The organism is Streptomyces sp. RP5T (genome assembly GCF_003933965.1).
Classification (GTDB): domain Bacteria; phylum Actinomycetota; class Actinomycetes; order Streptomycetales; family Streptomycetaceae; genus Streptomyces.
In genome coordinates this window covers 1-16,998 of the sequence record NZ_RSAJ01000148.1, presented here as the reverse complement: position 1 = coordinate 16,998, position 16,998 = coordinate 1, and the positions used below count along the sequence as shown (strand labels likewise).

The window sequence follows — 16,998 nt, the reverse complement described above, 5'->3', positions numbered from 1 at the left end:
GGGTCACCAGGGCCGCCCCGGCCACCACCACCCGCCGGCGCCGCTCGGCCACGCCCTGGCGGCGGATCCCCGGGTACGGCACCGGCGAGGGCCGGATCGTGTACGCGTCCTCGGCGAGCAGCTCCCGCAACTGCTCCTCGAAGTCCCGCTCCTCTTCGTCGCTCATCTCGTGCCTCCCTGCGGGGCGCGGTCCATGACCTGCGCGAGCCCCGGATACGTACGCAACTTCGCCAGCCCCTTGGACGCCTGGCTCTTGACCGTGCCCTGTGAGCAGCCGAGCACCTCGGCGGCCTCCGCCTCCGACAGGTCCTCCCAGTAGCGCATGACGACCACCGCCCGCTGCCTGGGCGGCAGTTGGGCCAGGGCGGCCATCAGCACCCCGCGTTCGTCGACCCGGGCCACCGCCTCGTCGCGGCTCGCCGGCTCCGGCGGCGCGTCGGTCAGCGACTCCTTCACGCGCCGCTTGCGGAAGCGGTCGCTGTTGCAGGTGACCAGCATCCGCCGGACGTACGCCTCCGGGTTGTCGCTGCGCGAGACGCGCCGCCAGGAGCGGTACGCCTTCGCCAGCGCCGTCTGCGTCAGGTCCTCGGCGTGATGCGTGTCGCCGGTGAGCAGATAGGCGGTCCGCACGAGGTGCGACCACCTGGCTCTGACGAATTCCTGGAACCGGTCCTCTAGTTCGGCCTGCATCTGGCACCCTCCCTCGCCCACCAGACCACGAGGGCGGCCGATTCGGTTGCCCGGTCGTCGATGACGAGTTCGAATGGAGTCATGGAGGGGTGGGACGAACACGGGCCGGGCATCCTGCGGCTGCCGTCCGGACGCCTGGTGCGAGGCCGCGGTCTGCGGTACCCGCTGGACCCGGCCGCGCCGACGCCGTCGTACGGCGTCTATCTGCTCGGCGGCGGCCCGCCGCGGGTCCCCTGGGCCTCCCGTTGGGTCCGCTGGCCGGACTTCCGTCTGCCGGCGGACCCCGGTCAGGCCCGTGCCGTCCTGACCGACGCCTGGGAACGGGCGGCCGCCGAACGGGTCGAGATCGCCTGCGGGGGCGGCCGGGGCCGCACGGGAACGGCCCTGGCCTGTCTAGCGGTCCTGGACGGCGTGCCTCCGCGGGAGGCGGTCGCCTACGTGCGCGAGCACTACGACCGCCGCGCGGTGGAGACCCCCTGGCAGCGGCGGTACGTCCGCCGGTTCTGAGCGGTCAGGCGAGGGTGCCGGCGACCACCGAGGCCGCGTCGGCGACCAGCGCGTCGTCCCGTACGGCGTCCGGCGCGGGCATGGTCGACAGCACCGACAGGACGATCGGGTCGCCGGCCTCGGTCCACACGACACCCACGTCGTTGGCGGTGCCGTAGGAGCCGCTGCCCGTCTTGTCGGCGATCGTCCACGTCTTCGGCAGGCCCGCGTGGAAGCGGTTCACGCTGGTCGTGTTGTGCAGCAGCCAGTGCGTGAACAACTCCCGGTCCCGCCGGTTCAGCGCGTCGCCGAGGACCAGCCGGCCGTAGGTCCGGCCGATGGCGTACGGGCTCGTCGTGTCCGTCAGCCGCCAGGGCTCGGCGCTGTTGAGCTCGGGCTCCCAGCGGTCGAGGCGGGTGACGCGGTCGCCGAGGGAGCGGGCGAAGCGGGTGATCGCGGTGGGGCCGCCGAGTTCGCGCAGCAGGAGGTTGCCGGCCGTGTTGTCGCTGTACGTGATGGCCACGTCGGCGAGCTCGGCGATGGTCATGCCCTCCGCCAGATGCGCCTTCGTCTGGTCGGAGCCCGGCATCACCAGGTCGTCCTCGGTGTAGTGGATGCGGCGGGCCAGCACCTCGCCGTGCCGGTCCAGGTCGCGCAGGACGGCCGCGGCCGCGAGGGCCTTGAACACCGAGCACATCGGGAAGCGCTCGTCGGCGCGGTACCGGACGGACCGCCCGGTCGAGGGGCGGTGGGCGAAGACGCCGAGGCGGGCGTCATAGCGCTCCTCCAGCGCGCGCAGCCGGGCGGTGACGTCGTCCCCGGCGGCGTACGCGGTCGTGGCGGCCGCGCCGGTCAGGACGGCGGCCGTGCCGGCGGCCAGAAGGGTGCGTCGGGACAGTTCTCCGGAGCCTGAGATCGTGCTCTCCTTCGTTCGGTCGGGTTTCCCGTCTCTTCGATGATCGACGCCGGGAGCGCATCCCTTGGTTGCACGGCTGTGGACCATCGGCGGACGGACAGGCCCGCCCGCGGCCGCCACAGTGGCGGCATGGAGAAGACAACGGGGATCAACCGGGCCCGGTTCCTGGCCGGGGCCGCCGCCGTGGGCGCCGCCGCGCTCCTGCCCGCGGGACGGGCCGACGCCGGGGGACGACGGCACGGTCTCGAACGCCACGGCGTCGTCTACACCGTCGGCGCCGGCGAGACGCCCGGCACTGCCTGGAGCGCCGCCCGGATGCGCGGTGACATCCGGGCCATCCGCGACGACCTGCACGCCGACACCGTCGACGTCACCGGCGACGGCGTCGGACGTCTCACCGCCACCGCCGCCGAGGCCGCCGAACACGGGCTGCACGTCTGGCTCCAGCCGACCCTCGGGGACGCCCCGCGGCGGGACATCCTCGACCACCTGGCGGAGTGCGGCCGGTTCGCGGAGCGGCTGCGCCGGCAGGGCGCGAGCGTCGAGCTCAGCGTGGGCTGCGAGTTCTGGCTGTTCGTGCCGGGCATCCTGCCGGGGGACACGGTGCTGGAGCGGATCGAGAACCTCACGAAGGGCACCTATGACCCGGTGCGCATGCAGCGCGAGCTGGACCGCTTCACCGCGAGGGCGGCCGAGGTGGGCCGCTCGGTCTTCCACGGCCGCCTCGGCTACGCCGCCGCACAGGACGACGAGGTCGACTGGAACCTGTTCGACGTGGTCGGCATCGACTACTACTCGTACTTCCGCCAACCACGCGACTACGTCCGTGAGTTGAGGCAGTACCGGCGCTGGGGCAAGCCGGTCGCCATCACCGAGTTCGGCACCTGCACCTTCGTCGGCGCCCCCGAGGCGGGCGGCATGGGCTGGGACATCGTCGACTACGACAAGGACCCGCCGGAGATCAGGGGCGACGTCGTCCGCAGCGAGCACACCCAGGCCGTGTATCTCACCCGGCTCCTCGACGTCTTCGAGTCGATGGGCCTCTACGCGGCGATGGCCTTCGAGTTCCTCACCGCCGACGCCCCCCATCGCCCCGACGACCCCCGCCACGACCTCGACATGGCGAGCTACGGCATCACCAAGGCGATCAAGGACCGCCCCGACGACCCGTGTTCGGACTGGCACTGGGAACCGAAGGAGGCGTTCCACGCGCTGGCCCGCCGGTACGGAAGACGCGCTCACGCGCAGTAGAGGTCCTTGGCGGGCCGCTTGCCGGTGGACAGGAAACGGGAGACCGCCGCGTCGCCGCACGCGGTGCCGTTGTCGAGGTAGGCGTCGTGGCCGGTGGAGTCGTTGACGATCATGACGGCCCGCCGGCCGAGCGCCTCGCGCAGCCCCAGGGCACCGCTGAGCGGGGTGGCCACGTCCCGTTCGTTCTGCACCATCAGGACGTTCGACGGGCCCCGGTCGGTGACGTGCACCGGTGCCTCCTTCGGCTCCCACGGCCAGGACGCGCACGGCATCGCGTTCCTCGGCATGCCGCCGGTCAGCGGGAACTTCGCGCGGCTCTCGGCCACGCCCTCGCGGTACACCTCCGGGTCGTCCGGCCAGTCGGCGTCGTTGCAGATGGTGGCGGCGCCGACCGCGGTGTAGTTCTGCATGACGGCCTCGGGCGGGCCCGCCGGCGCGGGCGGCACCGTGCCCTTCTCCGCGGCGAGGATCAGCCTGGCCAGGGCCGGGTAGTCGTCCGGGTCGTAGAAGGAGTCGAGCATCGACTGGCGCAGGACGTTGCCGTTCAGCTCCTCGGGGTTGGCGCCCGGCCAGGGGATCGGCTCGCGGTCGAGGCGGGCGGCCAGACGCAGGAAGAGCGGGCGCACCTCGGCGGCCGTGTCGGCGAGGCGGTCCGGGTTGCCGGGGGCGGAGGCCCACGCGGCGAACTCCGGGAAGTTGTCCTCGGCACCCCGCTCGAACGCGGCGAGCCAGAGCCGCTCCGCGAGGACGGGGTCCGGGCGGTCGTTGCTGTCGAGGACCACCCGGTCGGTGCGCTGCGGGAACAACTGGAGGTAGGCGGCCCCGACATAGGTCCCGTAGGACACGCCCCACGCGGACACCTTCCGCTCGCCGAGCGCGGCGCGCACGCGGTCCAGGTCACGGGCCTCGTTGAGGGTGCTGATGTGCCGGATCAGCTCGCCACCGTTGCGCGCGCAGGCATCGGAGATGCGCTTTCCCGCCGCCATGGTCGCGTCGACGGAACCGTCCGGGGAGGGCCAGGGCAGCAGCGTCGTGCGGGCCAGGTCCCGGTGTTCGAGTCCGCAGTCGACGGCCGTCGAGGGCGCCATCCCGCGCGGGGCGAAGCCGATCAGGTCGTAGGCGTCCCGCACCTTCTTCGGCAGCCGCTGTCCCTTCCCCGAGGGGTCGTTCATGCTGTCGCCGCCGGGTCCGCCCGGGATCAGCAGCAGGGCACCGCGTCGGGCGTGCGGGTTCTCGCTGCGGATACGGGAGACGGCGATCTCGATCTCCGGGCCGTCCGGGTCGGCGTAGTCCATGGGCACGGGGACGGTCGTGCACTGCTGGCGCGGATCGAGACCGCTGCCCTCGCACGCGGTCCACTTCAGCGCCGGGGTGCGGGAATCGGCGGAGGCGTTCAGCGGGGTCAGGACACCGAGGACGACACCGGAGGCGGCGGCGATCAGGGCGAGGCTCTTCGTCATCTGCTTCATGCGAGGAGCCTCGCGGAACGACTGCCGTCGGCCCATCCGGTCAACTGCCGTATCGACAGGGGGGTTTACCCCCTGAGGGATCCGAGGAAGTGGGTCCAGGCGCCGGTGGGGAAGACGAGGACGGGGCTGTCCGGGCCGAGTTTGGAGTCGCGGACGGGCATGACTCCGGGGACTGCGTCGGTGACCTCGACGCAGCTGCCGCCCTCGCCGTTGCTGTAACTGCTCTTGCGCCAGCGGGCGTTGCTCAGGTCGTACTCACGCATCGTCTGAAGTCCTCCGCCGCCGAGGCGATCAGGGTCAGGGACGCCTCCGGCGACAGCGCGGCGACCCTGAGCAGATCGTATGTGCGCTGTGCTCGTTTCACCACGGCCGGATCGTCGATGAGCGTTCCCGAGAACGCCGTCTCTGTATAGGCGAGCGGCGGCGCGTCGTCGAACTCCATGAGCTGCAACATCCCCGCGATCGAGGCGCAGGCCCCGGCCGCGAACGGCACCACGGTCAGCCACACCTTGCGCTCCTGCATCACCTGCGCGATGCAGTCCAGTTGCTCGGCCATGGCCTGCGGGCCGCCGACCGGGATTCGCAGCACGCTCTCATGCAGGACCACCCAGTACTCGGGCCTGGTCGCGTCCTTGAGGATCCGCGCCCGTTCCAGACGGGCGGTGACCATCTCCTCGACGTACTCGTCCGTGACGAACGGATTCGCGGCGATCGTCACCGCTCCGGCATAAGCCGCCGTTTGCAGCAGGCCCGGCACCACGGTCGGCGCGAACTCGCAGATCCTCGTGGCCGTCCGCTCGAACTCCACGACCGGCGCGAAGTAATCCGCATACCGCTTGTCGTCGATGAGCTTCCGGCACAGCCGCTCGAAAATACCGTCGGTTTGTAGAACTTCGTCGATCCGCTGGGAGATATCCAGTTGCGGTTTTCGAAAAGCCTGCTCGAACTGCCCGATGTAAGCACCGGAGACGAACACCCGTGACCCCAGCTCAGCCTGGGTCATCCCCACTTCCTCCCGGTGCCGCCGCAGTTCCGTTCCGAAGAACTCCCACGCCGCCTGCCGTGAACCATTGGCCATGGCCAACCCCCTTGTTCAGCGGTGCACTTGTAGTGCACAGACTCCTGCCGAGTGTAGGGAAAAAAGGCCGTGCCGGAGAAGGGAAGAGTGAAACCCGAGAAAGGCGGGGAGTTCGAGGGAATCGGCGTCTGGAGGGAATCGGTGACGAAATTGCCCGTGGGTTCGTACGTCGTGGACACGCGCACCGGGAGGTCCGGCGTGGTGATGGGGCACGAGGGGCCCTACGTCCAGCTGAGACCGTACGGCGGCGGCAGAGAGTGGGACGCGGCGCCGGAAGCCGTACGGGAGGCCACCCCGGCGGAGTGGCCCGCAGGCGAGAGCCGGCCGTAGTCGCGGACACCGACGAGCACGGTCCCGGGTGCGCGAGAATGGGCTCATGACTCTGTTCCGTGAAGACGGCACCCTGCCGCGCACCCGCCGCGGGGGTGTGCGATGAGTCTCTTCCGGGACGACGGGGTCGTGCTGCGGACGCAGAAGCTCGGGGAGGCGGACCGGATCATCACGCTGCTCACGCGCGGGCACGGGCGGGTGCGGGCCGTGGCCAGGGGCGTGCGGCGCACGAAGTCGAAGTTCGGGGCGCGGCTGGAGCCGTTCTCCCACGTCGACGTGCAGTTCTTCGCGCGGGGGAGCGAGCTGGTCGGGCGCGGGCTGCCGCTGTGCACGCAGAGCGAGACCATCGCTCCGTACGGCGGCGGGATCGTCTCCGACTACGCCCGGTACACCGCCGGGACGGCCATGCTGGAGACCGCCGAGCGGTTCACCGATCACGAGGGCGAGCCCGCCGTCCAGCAGTACCTGCTGCTCGTGGGCGCCCTGCGCACCCTCGCCCGGGGCGAGCACGCGCCCCACCTCGTCCTCGACGCCTTCCTGCTGCGCTCCCTCGCCGTCAACGGCTACGCCCCGAGCTTCAGCGACTGCGCGCGCTGCGGCATGAGCGGCCCGAACCGCTTCTTCTCCGTGGCCGCGGGAGGCTCGGTCTGCGTGGACTGCCGGGTGCCCGGCAGCGTCGTACCGTCGCCGCGGACCCTGGAACACCTCGCCGCGCTGCTTACGGGAGACTGGGACACCGCGGACGCGAGCGAGCCGCGGTACGTCCGGGAGGGCAGCGGGCTGGTGTCCGCCTACCTGCACTGGCACATGGAGCGCGGGCTGCGCTCACTGCGGTACGTGGAAAAGTCGTAGCGCAGCACAGTCGTAGAGCACCTTTGAGGAGACGAGAAGCACCATGGTCGTAAACGGGATCCTGGGGCGCCGGCGGCGCGAGTACAGGGCGCCGGAGCCGCACCCGTCCGGGGCTCGCGCGCCGAAGCTGCCCGGTGAGCTGATCCCGGAGCATGTGGCGATCGTCATGGACGGGAACGGCCGGTGGGCCAAGGAGCGCGGGCTGCCCCGCACCGAGGGGCACAAGGTCGGCGCCGAGCGGGTCCTCGACGTGCTCCAGGGCGCGATCGAGGCGGGTGTGAAGAACATCTCGCTCTACGCCTTCTCCACCGAGAACTGGAAGCGCTCGCCCGACGAGGTCCGCTTCCTCATGAACTTCAACCGCGACTTCATCCGCAAGACCCGCGACCAGCTCGACGAGCTCGGCATCCGGGTGCGCTGGGTGGGCCGGATGCCCAAGCTGTGGAAGTCCGTGGCCAAGGAGCTCCAGGTCGCCCAGGAGCAGACCAAGGACAACGACAAGCTGACGCTCTACTTCTGCATGAACTACGGCGGCCGGGCCGAGATCGCCGATGCCGCGCAGGCCCTCGCCGAGGACGTGAAGGCCGGCCGTCTCGACCCGTCCAAGGTCAACGAGAAGACCCTCGCGAAGTACCTGTACTACCCGGACATGCCCGACGTGGACCTGTTCCTGCGGCCCAGCGGCGAGCAGCGCACCTCCAACTACCTGCTCTGGCAGAGCGCGTACGCGGAGATGGTCTTCCAGGACGTCCTGTGGCCCGACTTCGACCGCCGTGACCTGTGGCGGGCGTGCGTCGAGTTCGCCTCCCGGGACCGCCGCTTCGGCGGGGCCGTGCCGAACGAGGAGCTGCTCGCCATGGAGGAAGCGATGAAGGGCGACCCGGAGGCCTGAGCCTCCGACCCGCCCTTCATCCGGCCCGCAGGATCAGCTGGTCGTCACCGCCGTGTCGTCGATCACGAAGCTCGTCTGGAGCGAGGAGTCCTCGACGCCCGTGAACTTCAGGGTGACCGTCTGACCGGCGAAGGCCGACAGGCTGAAGGACTTCTGGACGTAACCGCTGGCCGCGTTGAGGTTCGAGTACGTGGCCAGGGTCGTCGACCCGGCGGTCACCGTCAGCTTGTCGTACGCCGTGCTGGTGGTGGTCTCCGCGGTGTCGACGTGCAGGTAGAAGGTGAACTTCGTGCCCGTGCAGGCGCTCGGGACCGTCACCGACTGGGAGAGCGTGTCGGTGTGGGTGGAGCCGTAGCCGTCTAGCCACGCCTTGTAGGAGCCGGTGCGGGCGGCCTGGTCGCTGTCGTTGGTGATCACCCCACTGCTGGCGGTCCAGGTCGTGTTGCCCGACTCGAAGCCCTGGTTGCCGAGCAGCTGCGCGGAGGTGCAGCTGCCGCCGCCCGACGTGCTCACCGTCCAGGTGAAGGACGCCGTGCCGGTGGCTCCCGTGCTGTCGGTGACCGTGACCGTGGTGCTGGAGCTGCCGGCCGTGGTCGGGGTGCCGGAGATCAGCCCGGTGGAGCCGTTGATCGAGAGGCCGGCGGGCAGTCCGGTGGCCGTGTAGGTCAGTGAGCCGCCGTTGGTGCTGCTCGCGGCGACCTGGAGGCTCACGGCGGTCCCGACCGTGGCGGACTGGCTGCCCGGGTTGGTGACCGTCACGCCGGTCGACGGCACGGTGATGTGGCTGCCGACGTTGATGCCCGCGAAGGCGTTGCCGACCCCGGCGTACTGCGTCGAGCCGGTGCCGTAGAGGGCGGCGGCCGCGTTCAGGGCGGCGGTGCGGGCCCCGGCGTAGTTGGTGCTGGACGTCATGTACGTCGTCAGCGCCTTGTACCAGATCTGCAGGGCGGCGGCCCGGCCGATCCCGGCGACGGCGACCCCGTCGGAGGTCGTGCTGGTGTAGGTGACGCCGTTGATGGTCTTGGTGCCGCTGCCCTCGGAGAGCAGGTAGAACATGTGGTTCGCGGGCCCGGACGAGTAGTGCACGTCGAGGTTGCCGACCCCCGAGTACCAACTGTCCGCCGAGCCGCCGTCCTTGCTCGGCTTGTCCATGTACCGCAGCGGCGTGCCGTCGCCGTTGATGTCGATCTTCTCGCCGATGAGGTAGTCACCGACGTCGGAGGAGTTGTTCGCGTAGAACTCCACGCCGGTGCCGAAGATATCGGAGGTGGCCTCGTTCAACCCGCCCGACTCACCTGTGTAGTTGAGCCCGGCCGTGTTGGACGTCACACCGTGGCTCATCTCGTGCCCGGCGACGTCCAGCGAGGTCAGCGCGTGCGTGCCGCCCGAGCCGTCGCCATAGGTCATGCAGAAGCAGTCGTCGTCCCAGAAGGCGTTGACGTACGACGAGCTGTAGTGGACCCGGCTGTAGGCGGCCACCCCGTCGTTCTTGATGCCGCTGCGGCCGAAGGTGTTCTTGTAGAAGTCCCAGGTCTCCTGGGCGCCGTAGTGGGCGTCCACCCCGGCGGTCTGGGTGTTGGAGCCGGAGCCGGTGCCCCAGACGTCGTCGGCGTCGGTCATCAGGGTGCCGGTGCCCGAGGTGCCGTTGTTGAGGCTGTACGTCTTGTGGCCGCCGCGCGCGGTGTCGTACAGCTGGTACGTCGAACCGGACAGCGTGGTGCCCAGGGTGACCGTGCCGCTGTACTGGCTGTTGCCCGTGCCGGTCTCGACGCCCTCGAAGCGGGAGAGTTCGGCGCCGGTCGTGGCGTCGGTGACGACGTGCAGCTTGCTGGGCGTGCCGTCGTCCTGGAAGCCGGAGACCACCGTCTCCCAGGCGAGCTTCGGCGTGCCGGAGCCGGCCCAGATCACCTTGCGGGCGCTCTGTGCGGCGGGCTTCTCGGCCTTGAGCGCCTTGGCCGTACTCAGTGCCTTGGTCTCGGCGGCCGCCTTGCCGAAGGTGGCGGTCGTGGACTTCACCGAGACGGTACGGCGGTTGTTGTTGAAGGTCGCGCCGAGCGTGCCCGTCGCCTGCGCGGCGGGGGGCGTGTGCACGACGAGGTCACCGCCGAGGACGGGCAGACCGTCGTAGGTGCGCTCGTAGCGGGTGTGCAGGGTGCCGTCGTTGTCCTTGACGACGTCCTTGACGACCAGTTTCTCCTTGGCGCCGAGGCCCAGGGAGTCGGCGGTCGTGGCCGCCCTGCCGGACGCGCTTTTGATCAGTGCCGTGCGCTGGGCCGGGGAGAGCTCGGTCTCCAGGCCTCCGGTGCGCAGCGGGCTCGCGTGGGGGGAGGCGGGCCCGGCGGCGGCGGGGACCGTCTGGACGGCTACGGCGAGGAGGGAGGCGGCGGCCACCAGGGACGCGGCGACGGCTGATCTTCGTGGGGAGGGTCTCACTCGTACTCCTACTGCGACGACGGGGTGGAGGTGCCGTGCGGGAACTGCGTGAGAGCTGGCAGGAGAGTGGCACGGTTGTCCGGGTCATGTCATGCAGTGGAGCGGGAGCCAAGGGTTATCCCTCGGCTCCGCTGTGTGTTCCTTGTGGGTGCTGTGCGTTCCCTGTGGGTCAGCCCTTGGCGGCGGCCGCGCAGTCCGCGCAGGTGCCGAAGATCTCCACGGTGTGCGCCACGTTGACGTATCCGTGCTCGGCGGCGATCGCGTCGGCCCACTTCTCGACGGCCGGGCCCTCCACCTCCACGGCCTTGCCGCAGACCCGGCAGACCAGGTGGTGATGGTGGTCGCCGGTGGAGCAGCGACGGTAGACGGACTCGCCGTCGGAGGTGCGCAGGACGTCGACCTCGCCCGCGTCGGCGAGGTTCTGGAGCGTGCGGTAGACCGTGGTCAGACCGACGGCGTCGCCCTTGTGCTTGAGCATGTCGTGCAGTTCCTGCGCGCTGCGGAACTCGTCGACCTCGTCGAGGGCCGCCGCCACGGCGGCCCGCTGCCGGGTGGCGCGGCCCTTCACGGGCGGTCCTGCGGTCGTCACGGGTTCCTCCTTCGTTCGGCACCTGCCGGGCCATTGTGCCAGCCCGGCCTGTGCCCGGTCAGACGCCGACCGGGCCGTCCGCCTGCCGACTGGCCGGAATCGCACACTCGGCGGGGTCCGGGGCGGGCTGCGCGGCGGCCGCCGCCCGGGCCCGCCGCCTGGCCAGCGGGGTGGCAAGGCCCGTCAGCACGATGAACGCGCCGATGGTCAGCAGCACGATCGTCGCGCCGGGCGGCACGTCCTGGTAGTACGAGGTCACGGTGCCGCCGATGGTCACCGTCACCCCGATCGCCACCGCGATCGCGAAGGTGGCCGCGAAACTCCGGCTGAGCTGCTGCGCGGCCGCCACCGGCACCACCATCAGCGCGCTGACCAGCAGCAGTCCGACCACGCGCATCGCCACGGTCACCGTCACCGCGGCCGTCACCGCGGTCAGCAGGTTGAGCGCGCGCACCGGCAGCCCGGTGACCCGCGCGAACTCCTCGTCCTGGCTGACCGCGAAGAGCTGCCGGCGCAGGCCCAGGGTGACGAGCACCACGAACGCGGCCAGCGCGCAGATCGCCGTCACGTCCGACTCGGAGACCGTGGACAGCGAACCGAACAGGTACGACGTCAGGTTGGCGTTGGAGCCGCCGGGCGCGAGGTTGATGAACATCACGCCGCCTGCCATACCGCCGTAGAAGAGCATCGCGAGGGCGATGTCGCCCCGGGTCTTTCCGTGCCAGCGGATCAGCTCCATCAGGACCGCGCCGAGCACCGAGACGAGGGTCGCCATCCACACCGGCGACCAGGAGAGCAGGAAGCCGAGGCCGACGCCGGTCATCGCGACATGTCCGATGCCGTCGCCCATGAGGGCCTGGCGGCGCTGGACGAGGTAGATGCCGACGGCGGGGGCGGTGATGCCGACCAGGACGGCGGCGAGCAGGGCCCGCTGCATGAAGGCGTAGTCGAGGAAGTCCATCAGCTCAGCAGTCCTGTGCGCATCGGCTCGTGGTCGTGGGGGTGGACGTGGTCGTGGCCCGGCAGGGCGTGCTGGCCGACCGCGCGCGGGGGCGGGCCGTCGTGCTGGACACAGCCGTCGCGCAGGACGACCGCCCGGTCGATCAGCGGCTCCAGGGGCCCGAGTTCGTGCAGCACGAGCAGGACCGTGGCGCCCTCGGCGACCTGGTCGCGCAGGGTGCGGGCCAGCACCTCCTGGCTGGCCAGGTCCACGCCCGCCATCGGCTCGTCCATGATCAGCAGTTCGGGTTCGGCGGCGAGCGCGCGGGCGATCAGCACCCGCTGGTGCTGGCCGCCGGACAGGGCGTTCACGGAGTCCTTCGCCCGGTCCGCCATGCCGACCAGCTCCAGGGCCCGGCGCACGGCCTGGTGGTCTGCCTTGCGCAGGACGCCGAAGCGGGTCCGCGACAGCCGCCCGCTCGCCACGATCTCGGTGACCGTGGCCGGGACGCCGCCCGCGGCGGTGGTGCGCTGCGGGACGTACCCGATCCGCGCCCAGTCCCGGAAGCGGCCGCGCGGGGTGCCGAACAGCTCGATCTCCCCGGCGGACACCGGGACCTGGCCGATGGTCGTGCGGATCGCGGTGGACTTGCCGGAGCCGTTGGCGCCGAGCAGCGCGACGACCTCACCGCGGTGCACGGTGAGGTCGATGCCGCGCAGGACGGGCCGCGAGCCCAGGTCGGCGCGGACCCCGCGCAGCGCGATGACGGGCTCGGTCATGCCGTCCTCCGGTGTCATTTCGCTCCCAGTGCGCCTTGGAGCGCCTTGAGGTTGGCTTCCTGGACCGCGAAGTAGTCCTTGCCGCGGGACTTCTTCGTGATGCCCTCGATCGGGTCGAGGACGTCCGTCTTCAGCCCGGCGTCGGAGGCGATGGTCTTCGCGGTCTTGTCGCTGACGAGGGTCTCGTAGAAGACGGTCGTCACGCCGTCGGCCTTCGCCATCTTCTCAAGGTCCTTGACGCGGTTGGCGCTCGGCTCCGACTCCGGGTCGAGGCCGTTGATGGCCTCCTCGGTCAGGCCGTAGCGCTCGGCGAGGTAGCCGAAGGCGGCGTGCGTGGTGATGAAGACCTTGCTCCTCGTGTTGCTCAGACCCTGCTGGAACTGGGTGTTCAGGGCGTCGAGCTTCTTGACCAGGGCCGCGGTGTTGGCCTTGTAGGCGGCCGCGTGGTCCGGGTCGGCCTTCTCGAAGGCCTTGCCCACGCCCTCGGCGATCTGCGCGTAGCGCACCGGGTCCAGCCAGACGTGCGGGTCGAGACCTGCGAGTTCCTCGTCGGCGTGGTCGTCGTGCTCGGCCGCGTGACCGCCGACCTCGTTGCCGTGCTTCTCCAGCGAGGTGAGGGAGGCGGCGTCGATCTTCGTCCTGATCTCGGACTGCTTCACCGCGTCGTCGACGGAGGGCTGGAGGTTCTTGAGGTAGAGCACCGCGTCGGACTCCTGGAGCTGCGCGGTCTGCTTGGCGCTGATCTCCAGGTCGTGCGGCTCCTGGCCGGGCTCGGTCAGGCTGGTGACGCTCACGTGGTCGCCGCCGATCTGCTCGGCGAGGAAGGCCATCGGGTAGAAGGACGCGACGACGTCGAACCTGCCGCTGTCGCCCGCGGCGGCGCTGTCGGTGGAGCAGGCCGAGAGGCCGGCGAGGGCGGCCGTGGCGGCCACGGCGGGTATGAGGCGTCGTCGTACGTTCATGACAGTCATTTTCATCAAATATGGAAACCGTTGTCAACAAGGTCCGGGTCGCGAACCGATTTGATACCGAGGGCCGCCACGCCGGTAACCTGAGGCATTCGCTGCCGTCCATTCGTCATGAAGAGAGCACCGTGGCCGCCGACAAGATCGACACCATCGTCAGCCTGAGCAAGCGCCGTGGCTTCGTTTTCCCCTGTAGTGAGATCTACGGCGGTCAGCGCGCCGCCTGGGACTACGGACCGCTGGGTGTCGAGCTCAAGGAGAACCTGAAGCGTCAGTGGTGGCGTTACATGGTCACGTCGCGCGAGGACGTGGTCGGTCTCGACTCGTCCGTGATCCTGGCCCCCGAGGTCTGGGTCGCGTCCGGTCACGTGGCCACCTTCACGGACCCGCTGACCGAGTGCACCTCCTGCCACAAGCGGTTCCGCGCGGACCACCTGGAGGAGGCCTACGAGGCCAAGAAGGGGCACGCCCCGGAGAACGGCCTCGCCGACGTCAACTGCCCCAACTGCGGCAACAAGGGCCAGTTCACCGAGCCCAAGCAGTTCTCGGGGCTGCTCTCCACCCACCTCGGCCCGACCCAGGACAGCGGCTCCATCGCCTACCTGCGTCCCGAGACCGCACAGGGAATCTTCACCAACTTCGCCCAGGTGCAGGTCGCTTCGCGCAAGAAGCCGCCGTTCGGCATCGCGCAGATGGGCAAGTCCTTCCGCAACGAGATCACGCCCGGCAACTTCATCTTCCGCACCCGCGAGTTCGAGCAGATGGAGATGGAGTTCTTCGTCAAGCCGGGCGAGGACGAGAAGTGGCAGGAGTACTGGATGGAGCAGCGCTGGAACTGGTACACCGGCCTCGGTCTCCGCGAGGAGAACATGCGCTGGTACGAGCACCCGGCCGAGAAGCTCTCCCACTACTCCAAGCGCACCGCCGACATCGAGTACCGCTTCCAGTTCGGCGGCAACGAGTGGGGTGAGCTGGAGGGTGTGGCCAACCGCACCGACTACGACCTCAACGCCCACTCCAAGGCCTCCGGCCAGGACCTCGTCTTCTACGACCAGGAGGCCGGCGAGCGCTGGACGCCGTACGTCATCGAGCCCGCGGCCGGTGTGGGCCGCGCGATGCTGGCGTTCCTGCTCGACGCGTACGTCGAGGACGAGGCGCCCAACGCCAAGGGCAAGCTGGAGAAGCGCACGGTGCTGCGCCTCGACCACCGCCTGGCCCCGGTGAAGGTCGCGGTCCTGCCGCTGTCCCGCAACGCCGAGCTGTCCCCGAAGGCCAAGGGTCTCGCCCAGACGCTGCGCCAGAACTGGAACATCGAGTTCGACGACGCGGGCGCGATCGGCCGCCGCTACCGCCGGCAGGACGAGATCGGCACGCCGTACTGCGTGACGGTCGACTTCGACACCCTTGAGGACAACGCGGTGACGGTCCGCGAGCGCGACTCCATGAAGCAGGAGCGCGTCTCCCTCGACCAGATCGAGGGCTACCTGGCGAGCCGGCTGATCGGCTGCTAGCTCCTCCCGGCTGCCGTCCCCGGGCTGCCTTTGGCCCCCGATACAGACCCGTCTTTGGCCCTGTATCGGGGGCCGTTCGCTGTCCAGGCTGGCCCCATGAGCCTCGCCTTCCTCCTCACCACCCTCGTCGTGGTCGCCACCCCCGGTACCGGGGTCGTCTACACGCTCGCCGCCGGGCTCTCCCGCGGCCCCCGCGCGAGCATCGTCGCCGCGTTCGCCTGCACCCTCGGGATCGTGCCGCACGTCCTGGCCACCGTCACCGGGCTCGCCGCGCTGCTCAACGCCAGTGCCGTGGCGTTCCAGGCGGTCAAGTACGCCGGGGTCGCCTACCTGCTGTACATGGCCTGGGCGACCGTGCGCGACAAGGAGGTGATCGACGTCGACGAGGGCGGCGCGCCTCGGTCCGCGGGCCGCGTGATCGTCCGGGGAGTGCTGATCAACCTCCTCAACCCGAAGCTGACGATCTTCTTCCTCGCGTTCCTGCCCCAGTTCGTGAGCCCGGCCGAGCCGCACGCCCTGCCGCGCATGCTGGCCCTGAGCGGGGTCTTCATGCTGGCCACCTTCGTGGTCTTCGCCGGGTACGGGGTGCTCGCCGCCTCGGTGCGCGGCCATGTGCTCGCACGGCCCCGGGTGATGGCCTGGCTGCGGCGGAGTTTCGCGGGCTCCTTCGTGCTGCTCGGGGTGCGGCTGGCGACCACTGACTGACGAATGACAGCTGACAGATATTGAAATCTGTCAGCTGTCCTGGCAGGGTGGATCCCATGACGATGCGAACCCGAACCCTCGGAACCAACGGCCCCCAGGTCTCCGCCCTCGGCCTCGGCTGCATGGGCATGTCCGCGCTGTACGGCGAGGCGGACCGGACGGAGTCGATCGCGACGATCCACGCCGCACTGGAGGCGGGCGTCACCCTCCTCGACACCGGCGACTTCTACGGCATGGGCCACAACGAGCTGCTGATCGGCGAGGCGCTGCGCACCGCGCCCGCCGCGCGGCGCGAACAGGCCCTGCTGAGCGTCAAGTTCGGCGCGCTGCGCGGCCCCGGCGGTGAATGGGCCGGCTACGACGGCCGCCCGGCCGCCGTGAAGAACTTCGCCGCGTACTCGCTCCAGCGCCTCGGCGCCGACCACATCGACGTCTACCGGATCGCCCGGCTCGACCCCGACGTCCCGATCGAGGAGACGGTCGGCGCGATCGCCGAACTCATCGAGCAGGGGTACGTCCGGCACGTGGGCCTCAGCGAGGTCGGCGCCGAGACGATCCGCCGGGCCGCGGCCACCGCGCCCGTCGCGGACCTCCAGATCGAGTACTCGCTGATCAGCCGGGGCATCGAGCGGTCCATCCTGCCGACCACCCGGGAACTGGGCATCTCGATCACCGCGTACGGGGTCCTGGCCCGGGGGCTGATCTCCGGCCACTTCAGCGCCGACCGGCAGCTCGGGGCGAACGACTTCCGCGCCCACTCGCCCCGCTTCCAGGGCGACAACCTCCGGCACAACCTGAACCTGGTGGAGGCCCTGCGCAAGCTCGCCGAGCAGAAGGGCGTCTCGGTCGCGCAGATCGCGATCGCCTGGGCACTGGCCCAGGGCGAGGACATCGTCCCGCTGGTCGGCGCCCGCAGCCGGGAACGGCTCACCGAGTCACTGGGCGCGCTGGACGTGACCCTGGACGCCGCCGACCTCGCCGCCGTCGAGGAGGCCGTACCCGCGGACGCGGCGGCCGGGGAGCGCTATGCGGCGCCGCAGATGGCCATGCTGGACAGCGAGCGGTGAACGCGGGTTCGCGGGTCGGCGCGGAGGTTCGGGGCGGGCCGGTGG

Annotated in this window: 18 protein-coding genes; 8 read left to right on the top strand and 10 right to left on the bottom strand. The window is 70.5% G+C overall.

Annotated features, from left to right (window positions below; all coding sequences use genetic code 11):
- Positions 1-162 precede the first annotated feature (162 nt).
- A complete protein-coding gene (locus tag EHS43_RS17770) occupies positions 163-690 on the bottom strand; it encodes a SigE family RNA polymerase sigma factor (RefSeq protein WP_125191752.1) in 528 nt (175 codons plus the stop codon).
- Between the two features lie 81 nt (positions 691-771).
- On the opposite strand from EHS43_RS17770, the gene EHS43_RS17765 reads away from it, so the two are divergent.
- Complete coding sequence (locus EHS43_RS17765; protein WP_260470581.1) at positions 772-1,197, top strand: protein phosphatase; 426 nt, start codon at positions 772-774, stop codon at positions 1,195-1,197.
- Positions 1,198-1,201: 4 nt separating this feature from the next.
- On the opposite strand, the gene bla is transcribed toward EHS43_RS17765, so the two are convergent.
- On the bottom strand, positions 1,202-2,179 hold the full coding sequence (gene bla / locus EHS43_RS17760) for a class A beta-lactamase (protein ID WP_125191750.1): 978 nt from the start codon (positions 2,177-2,179) through the stop codon (positions 1,202-1,204).
- A 42-nt stretch (positions 2,180-2,221) separates the two neighbouring features.
- Between bla and EHS43_RS17755 the strand changes: the two genes are divergently transcribed.
- Positions 2,222-3,343 (top strand): abortive phage infection protein, encoded by a 1,122-nt coding sequence (locus tag EHS43_RS17755; protein ID WP_125191749.1) that lies wholly within the window; start codon positions 2,222-2,224, stop codon positions 3,341-3,343.
- Here EHS43_RS17755 and EHS43_RS17750 read toward each other — a convergent pair.
- From EHS43_RS17750 to EHS43_RS17740, 3 genes are all read right to left on the bottom strand, one after another.
- The gene (locus EHS43_RS17750; protein WP_125191748.1) at positions 3,331-4,812 is read right to left on the bottom strand and encodes an alpha/beta hydrolase; all 1,482 of its coding nucleotides are present in this window, start codon (positions 4,810-4,812) and stop codon (positions 3,331-3,333) included. The two genes, EHS43_RS17755 and EHS43_RS17750, sit on opposite strands and share 13 nt — an antisense overlap.
- A 65-nt stretch (positions 4,813-4,877) precedes the next feature.
- Positions 4,878-5,075, bottom strand: a complete 198-nt coding sequence (locus EHS43_RS17745) for a DUF397 domain-containing protein (protein ID WP_125191747.1) — start codon at positions 5,073-5,075, stop codon at positions 4,878-4,880.
- Positions 5,057-5,890, bottom strand: a complete 834-nt coding sequence (locus EHS43_RS17740) for a helix-turn-helix transcriptional regulator (protein WP_125191746.1) — start codon at positions 5,888-5,890, stop codon at positions 5,057-5,059. The genes EHS43_RS17745 and EHS43_RS17740 overlap by 19 nt, the downstream gene beginning before the upstream one ends.
- 141 nt (positions 5,891-6,031) lie before the next feature.
- Between EHS43_RS17740 and EHS43_RS17735 the strand changes: the two genes are divergently transcribed.
- The 3 genes from EHS43_RS17735 (at position 6,032) to EHS43_RS17725 (ending at position 7,964) form a co-directional block, all read left to right on the top strand.
- Positions 6,032-6,220, top strand: coding sequence for a hypothetical protein (locus EHS43_RS17735; RefSeq protein ID WP_125191745.1), 189 nt, complete (start codon positions 6,032-6,034; stop codon positions 6,218-6,220).
- A 102-nt stretch (positions 6,221-6,322) separates the two neighbouring features.
- Positions 6,323-7,072, top strand: coding sequence for a DNA repair protein RecO (recO, locus tag EHS43_RS17730; RefSeq protein WP_125191744.1), 750 nt, complete (start codon positions 6,323-6,325; stop codon positions 7,070-7,072).
- Between the two features lie 43 nt (positions 7,073-7,115).
- Positions 7,116-7,964, top strand: a complete 849-nt coding sequence (locus EHS43_RS17725; RefSeq protein ID WP_125191743.1) for an isoprenyl transferase — start codon at positions 7,116-7,118, stop codon at positions 7,962-7,964.
- Between the two features lie 33 nt (positions 7,965-7,997).
- Here the strand turns inward: EHS43_RS17725 and EHS43_RS17720 are convergent, their stop codons facing one another.
- The 5 genes from EHS43_RS17720 to EHS43_RS17700 form a co-directional block, all read right to left on the bottom strand.
- Positions 7,998-10,397 carry a M4 family metallopeptidase gene (locus EHS43_RS17720; RefSeq protein ID WP_185806291.1) on the bottom strand — a complete coding sequence of 800 codons (2,400 nt, stop codon included), beginning with the start codon at positions 10,395-10,397 and terminating at the stop codon, positions 7,998-8,000.
- Between the two features lie 169 nt (positions 10,398-10,566).
- The gene (locus EHS43_RS17715; protein WP_125191742.1) at positions 10,567-10,986 is read right to left on the bottom strand and encodes a Fur family transcriptional regulator; all 420 of its coding nucleotides are present in this window, start codon (positions 10,984-10,986) and stop codon (positions 10,567-10,569) included.
- Positions 10,987-11,044: 58 nt separating this feature from the next.
- Entirely contained in the window at positions 11,045-11,947 is a 903-nt protein-coding gene (locus EHS43_RS17710; RefSeq protein WP_125191741.1) for a metal ABC transporter permease, read from the bottom strand.
- Positions 11,947-12,723 carry a metal ABC transporter ATP-binding protein gene (locus tag EHS43_RS17705; RefSeq protein WP_125191740.1) on the bottom strand — a complete coding sequence of 259 codons (777 nt, stop codon included), beginning with the start codon at positions 12,721-12,723 and terminating at the stop codon, positions 11,947-11,949. Before EHS43_RS17705 ends, EHS43_RS17710 begins: the two co-directional genes overlap by 1 nt.
- Positions 12,720-13,667, bottom strand: a complete 948-nt coding sequence (locus tag EHS43_RS17700; RefSeq protein ID WP_125191739.1) for a metal ABC transporter substrate-binding protein — start codon at positions 13,665-13,667, stop codon at positions 12,720-12,722. The genes EHS43_RS17705 and EHS43_RS17700 overlap by 4 nt, the downstream gene beginning before the upstream one ends.
- A gap of 131 nt (positions 13,668-13,798) precedes the next feature.
- On the opposite strand from EHS43_RS17700, the gene EHS43_RS17695 reads away from it, so the two are divergent.
- The 3 genes from EHS43_RS17695 (at position 13,799) to EHS43_RS17685 (ending at position 16,953) form a co-directional block, all read left to right on the top strand.
- Positions 13,799-15,181: a glycine--tRNA ligase gene (locus EHS43_RS17695; protein ID WP_125191738.1), complete on the top strand. Its 1,383-nt coding sequence runs from the start codon at positions 13,799-13,801 to the stop codon at positions 15,179-15,181.
- A gap of 96 nt (positions 15,182-15,277) precedes the next feature.
- Entirely contained in the window at positions 15,278-15,886 is a 609-nt protein-coding gene (locus EHS43_RS17690; protein WP_125191737.1) for a LysE family translocator, read from the top strand.
- 56 nt (positions 15,887-15,942) lie between these two features.
- Positions 15,943-16,953 carry an aldo/keto reductase gene (locus EHS43_RS17685; RefSeq protein ID WP_125191736.1) on the top strand — a complete coding sequence of 337 codons (1,011 nt, stop codon included), beginning with the start codon at positions 15,943-15,945 and terminating at the stop codon, positions 16,951-16,953.
- Positions 16,954-16,998: the final 45 nt, after the last annotated feature.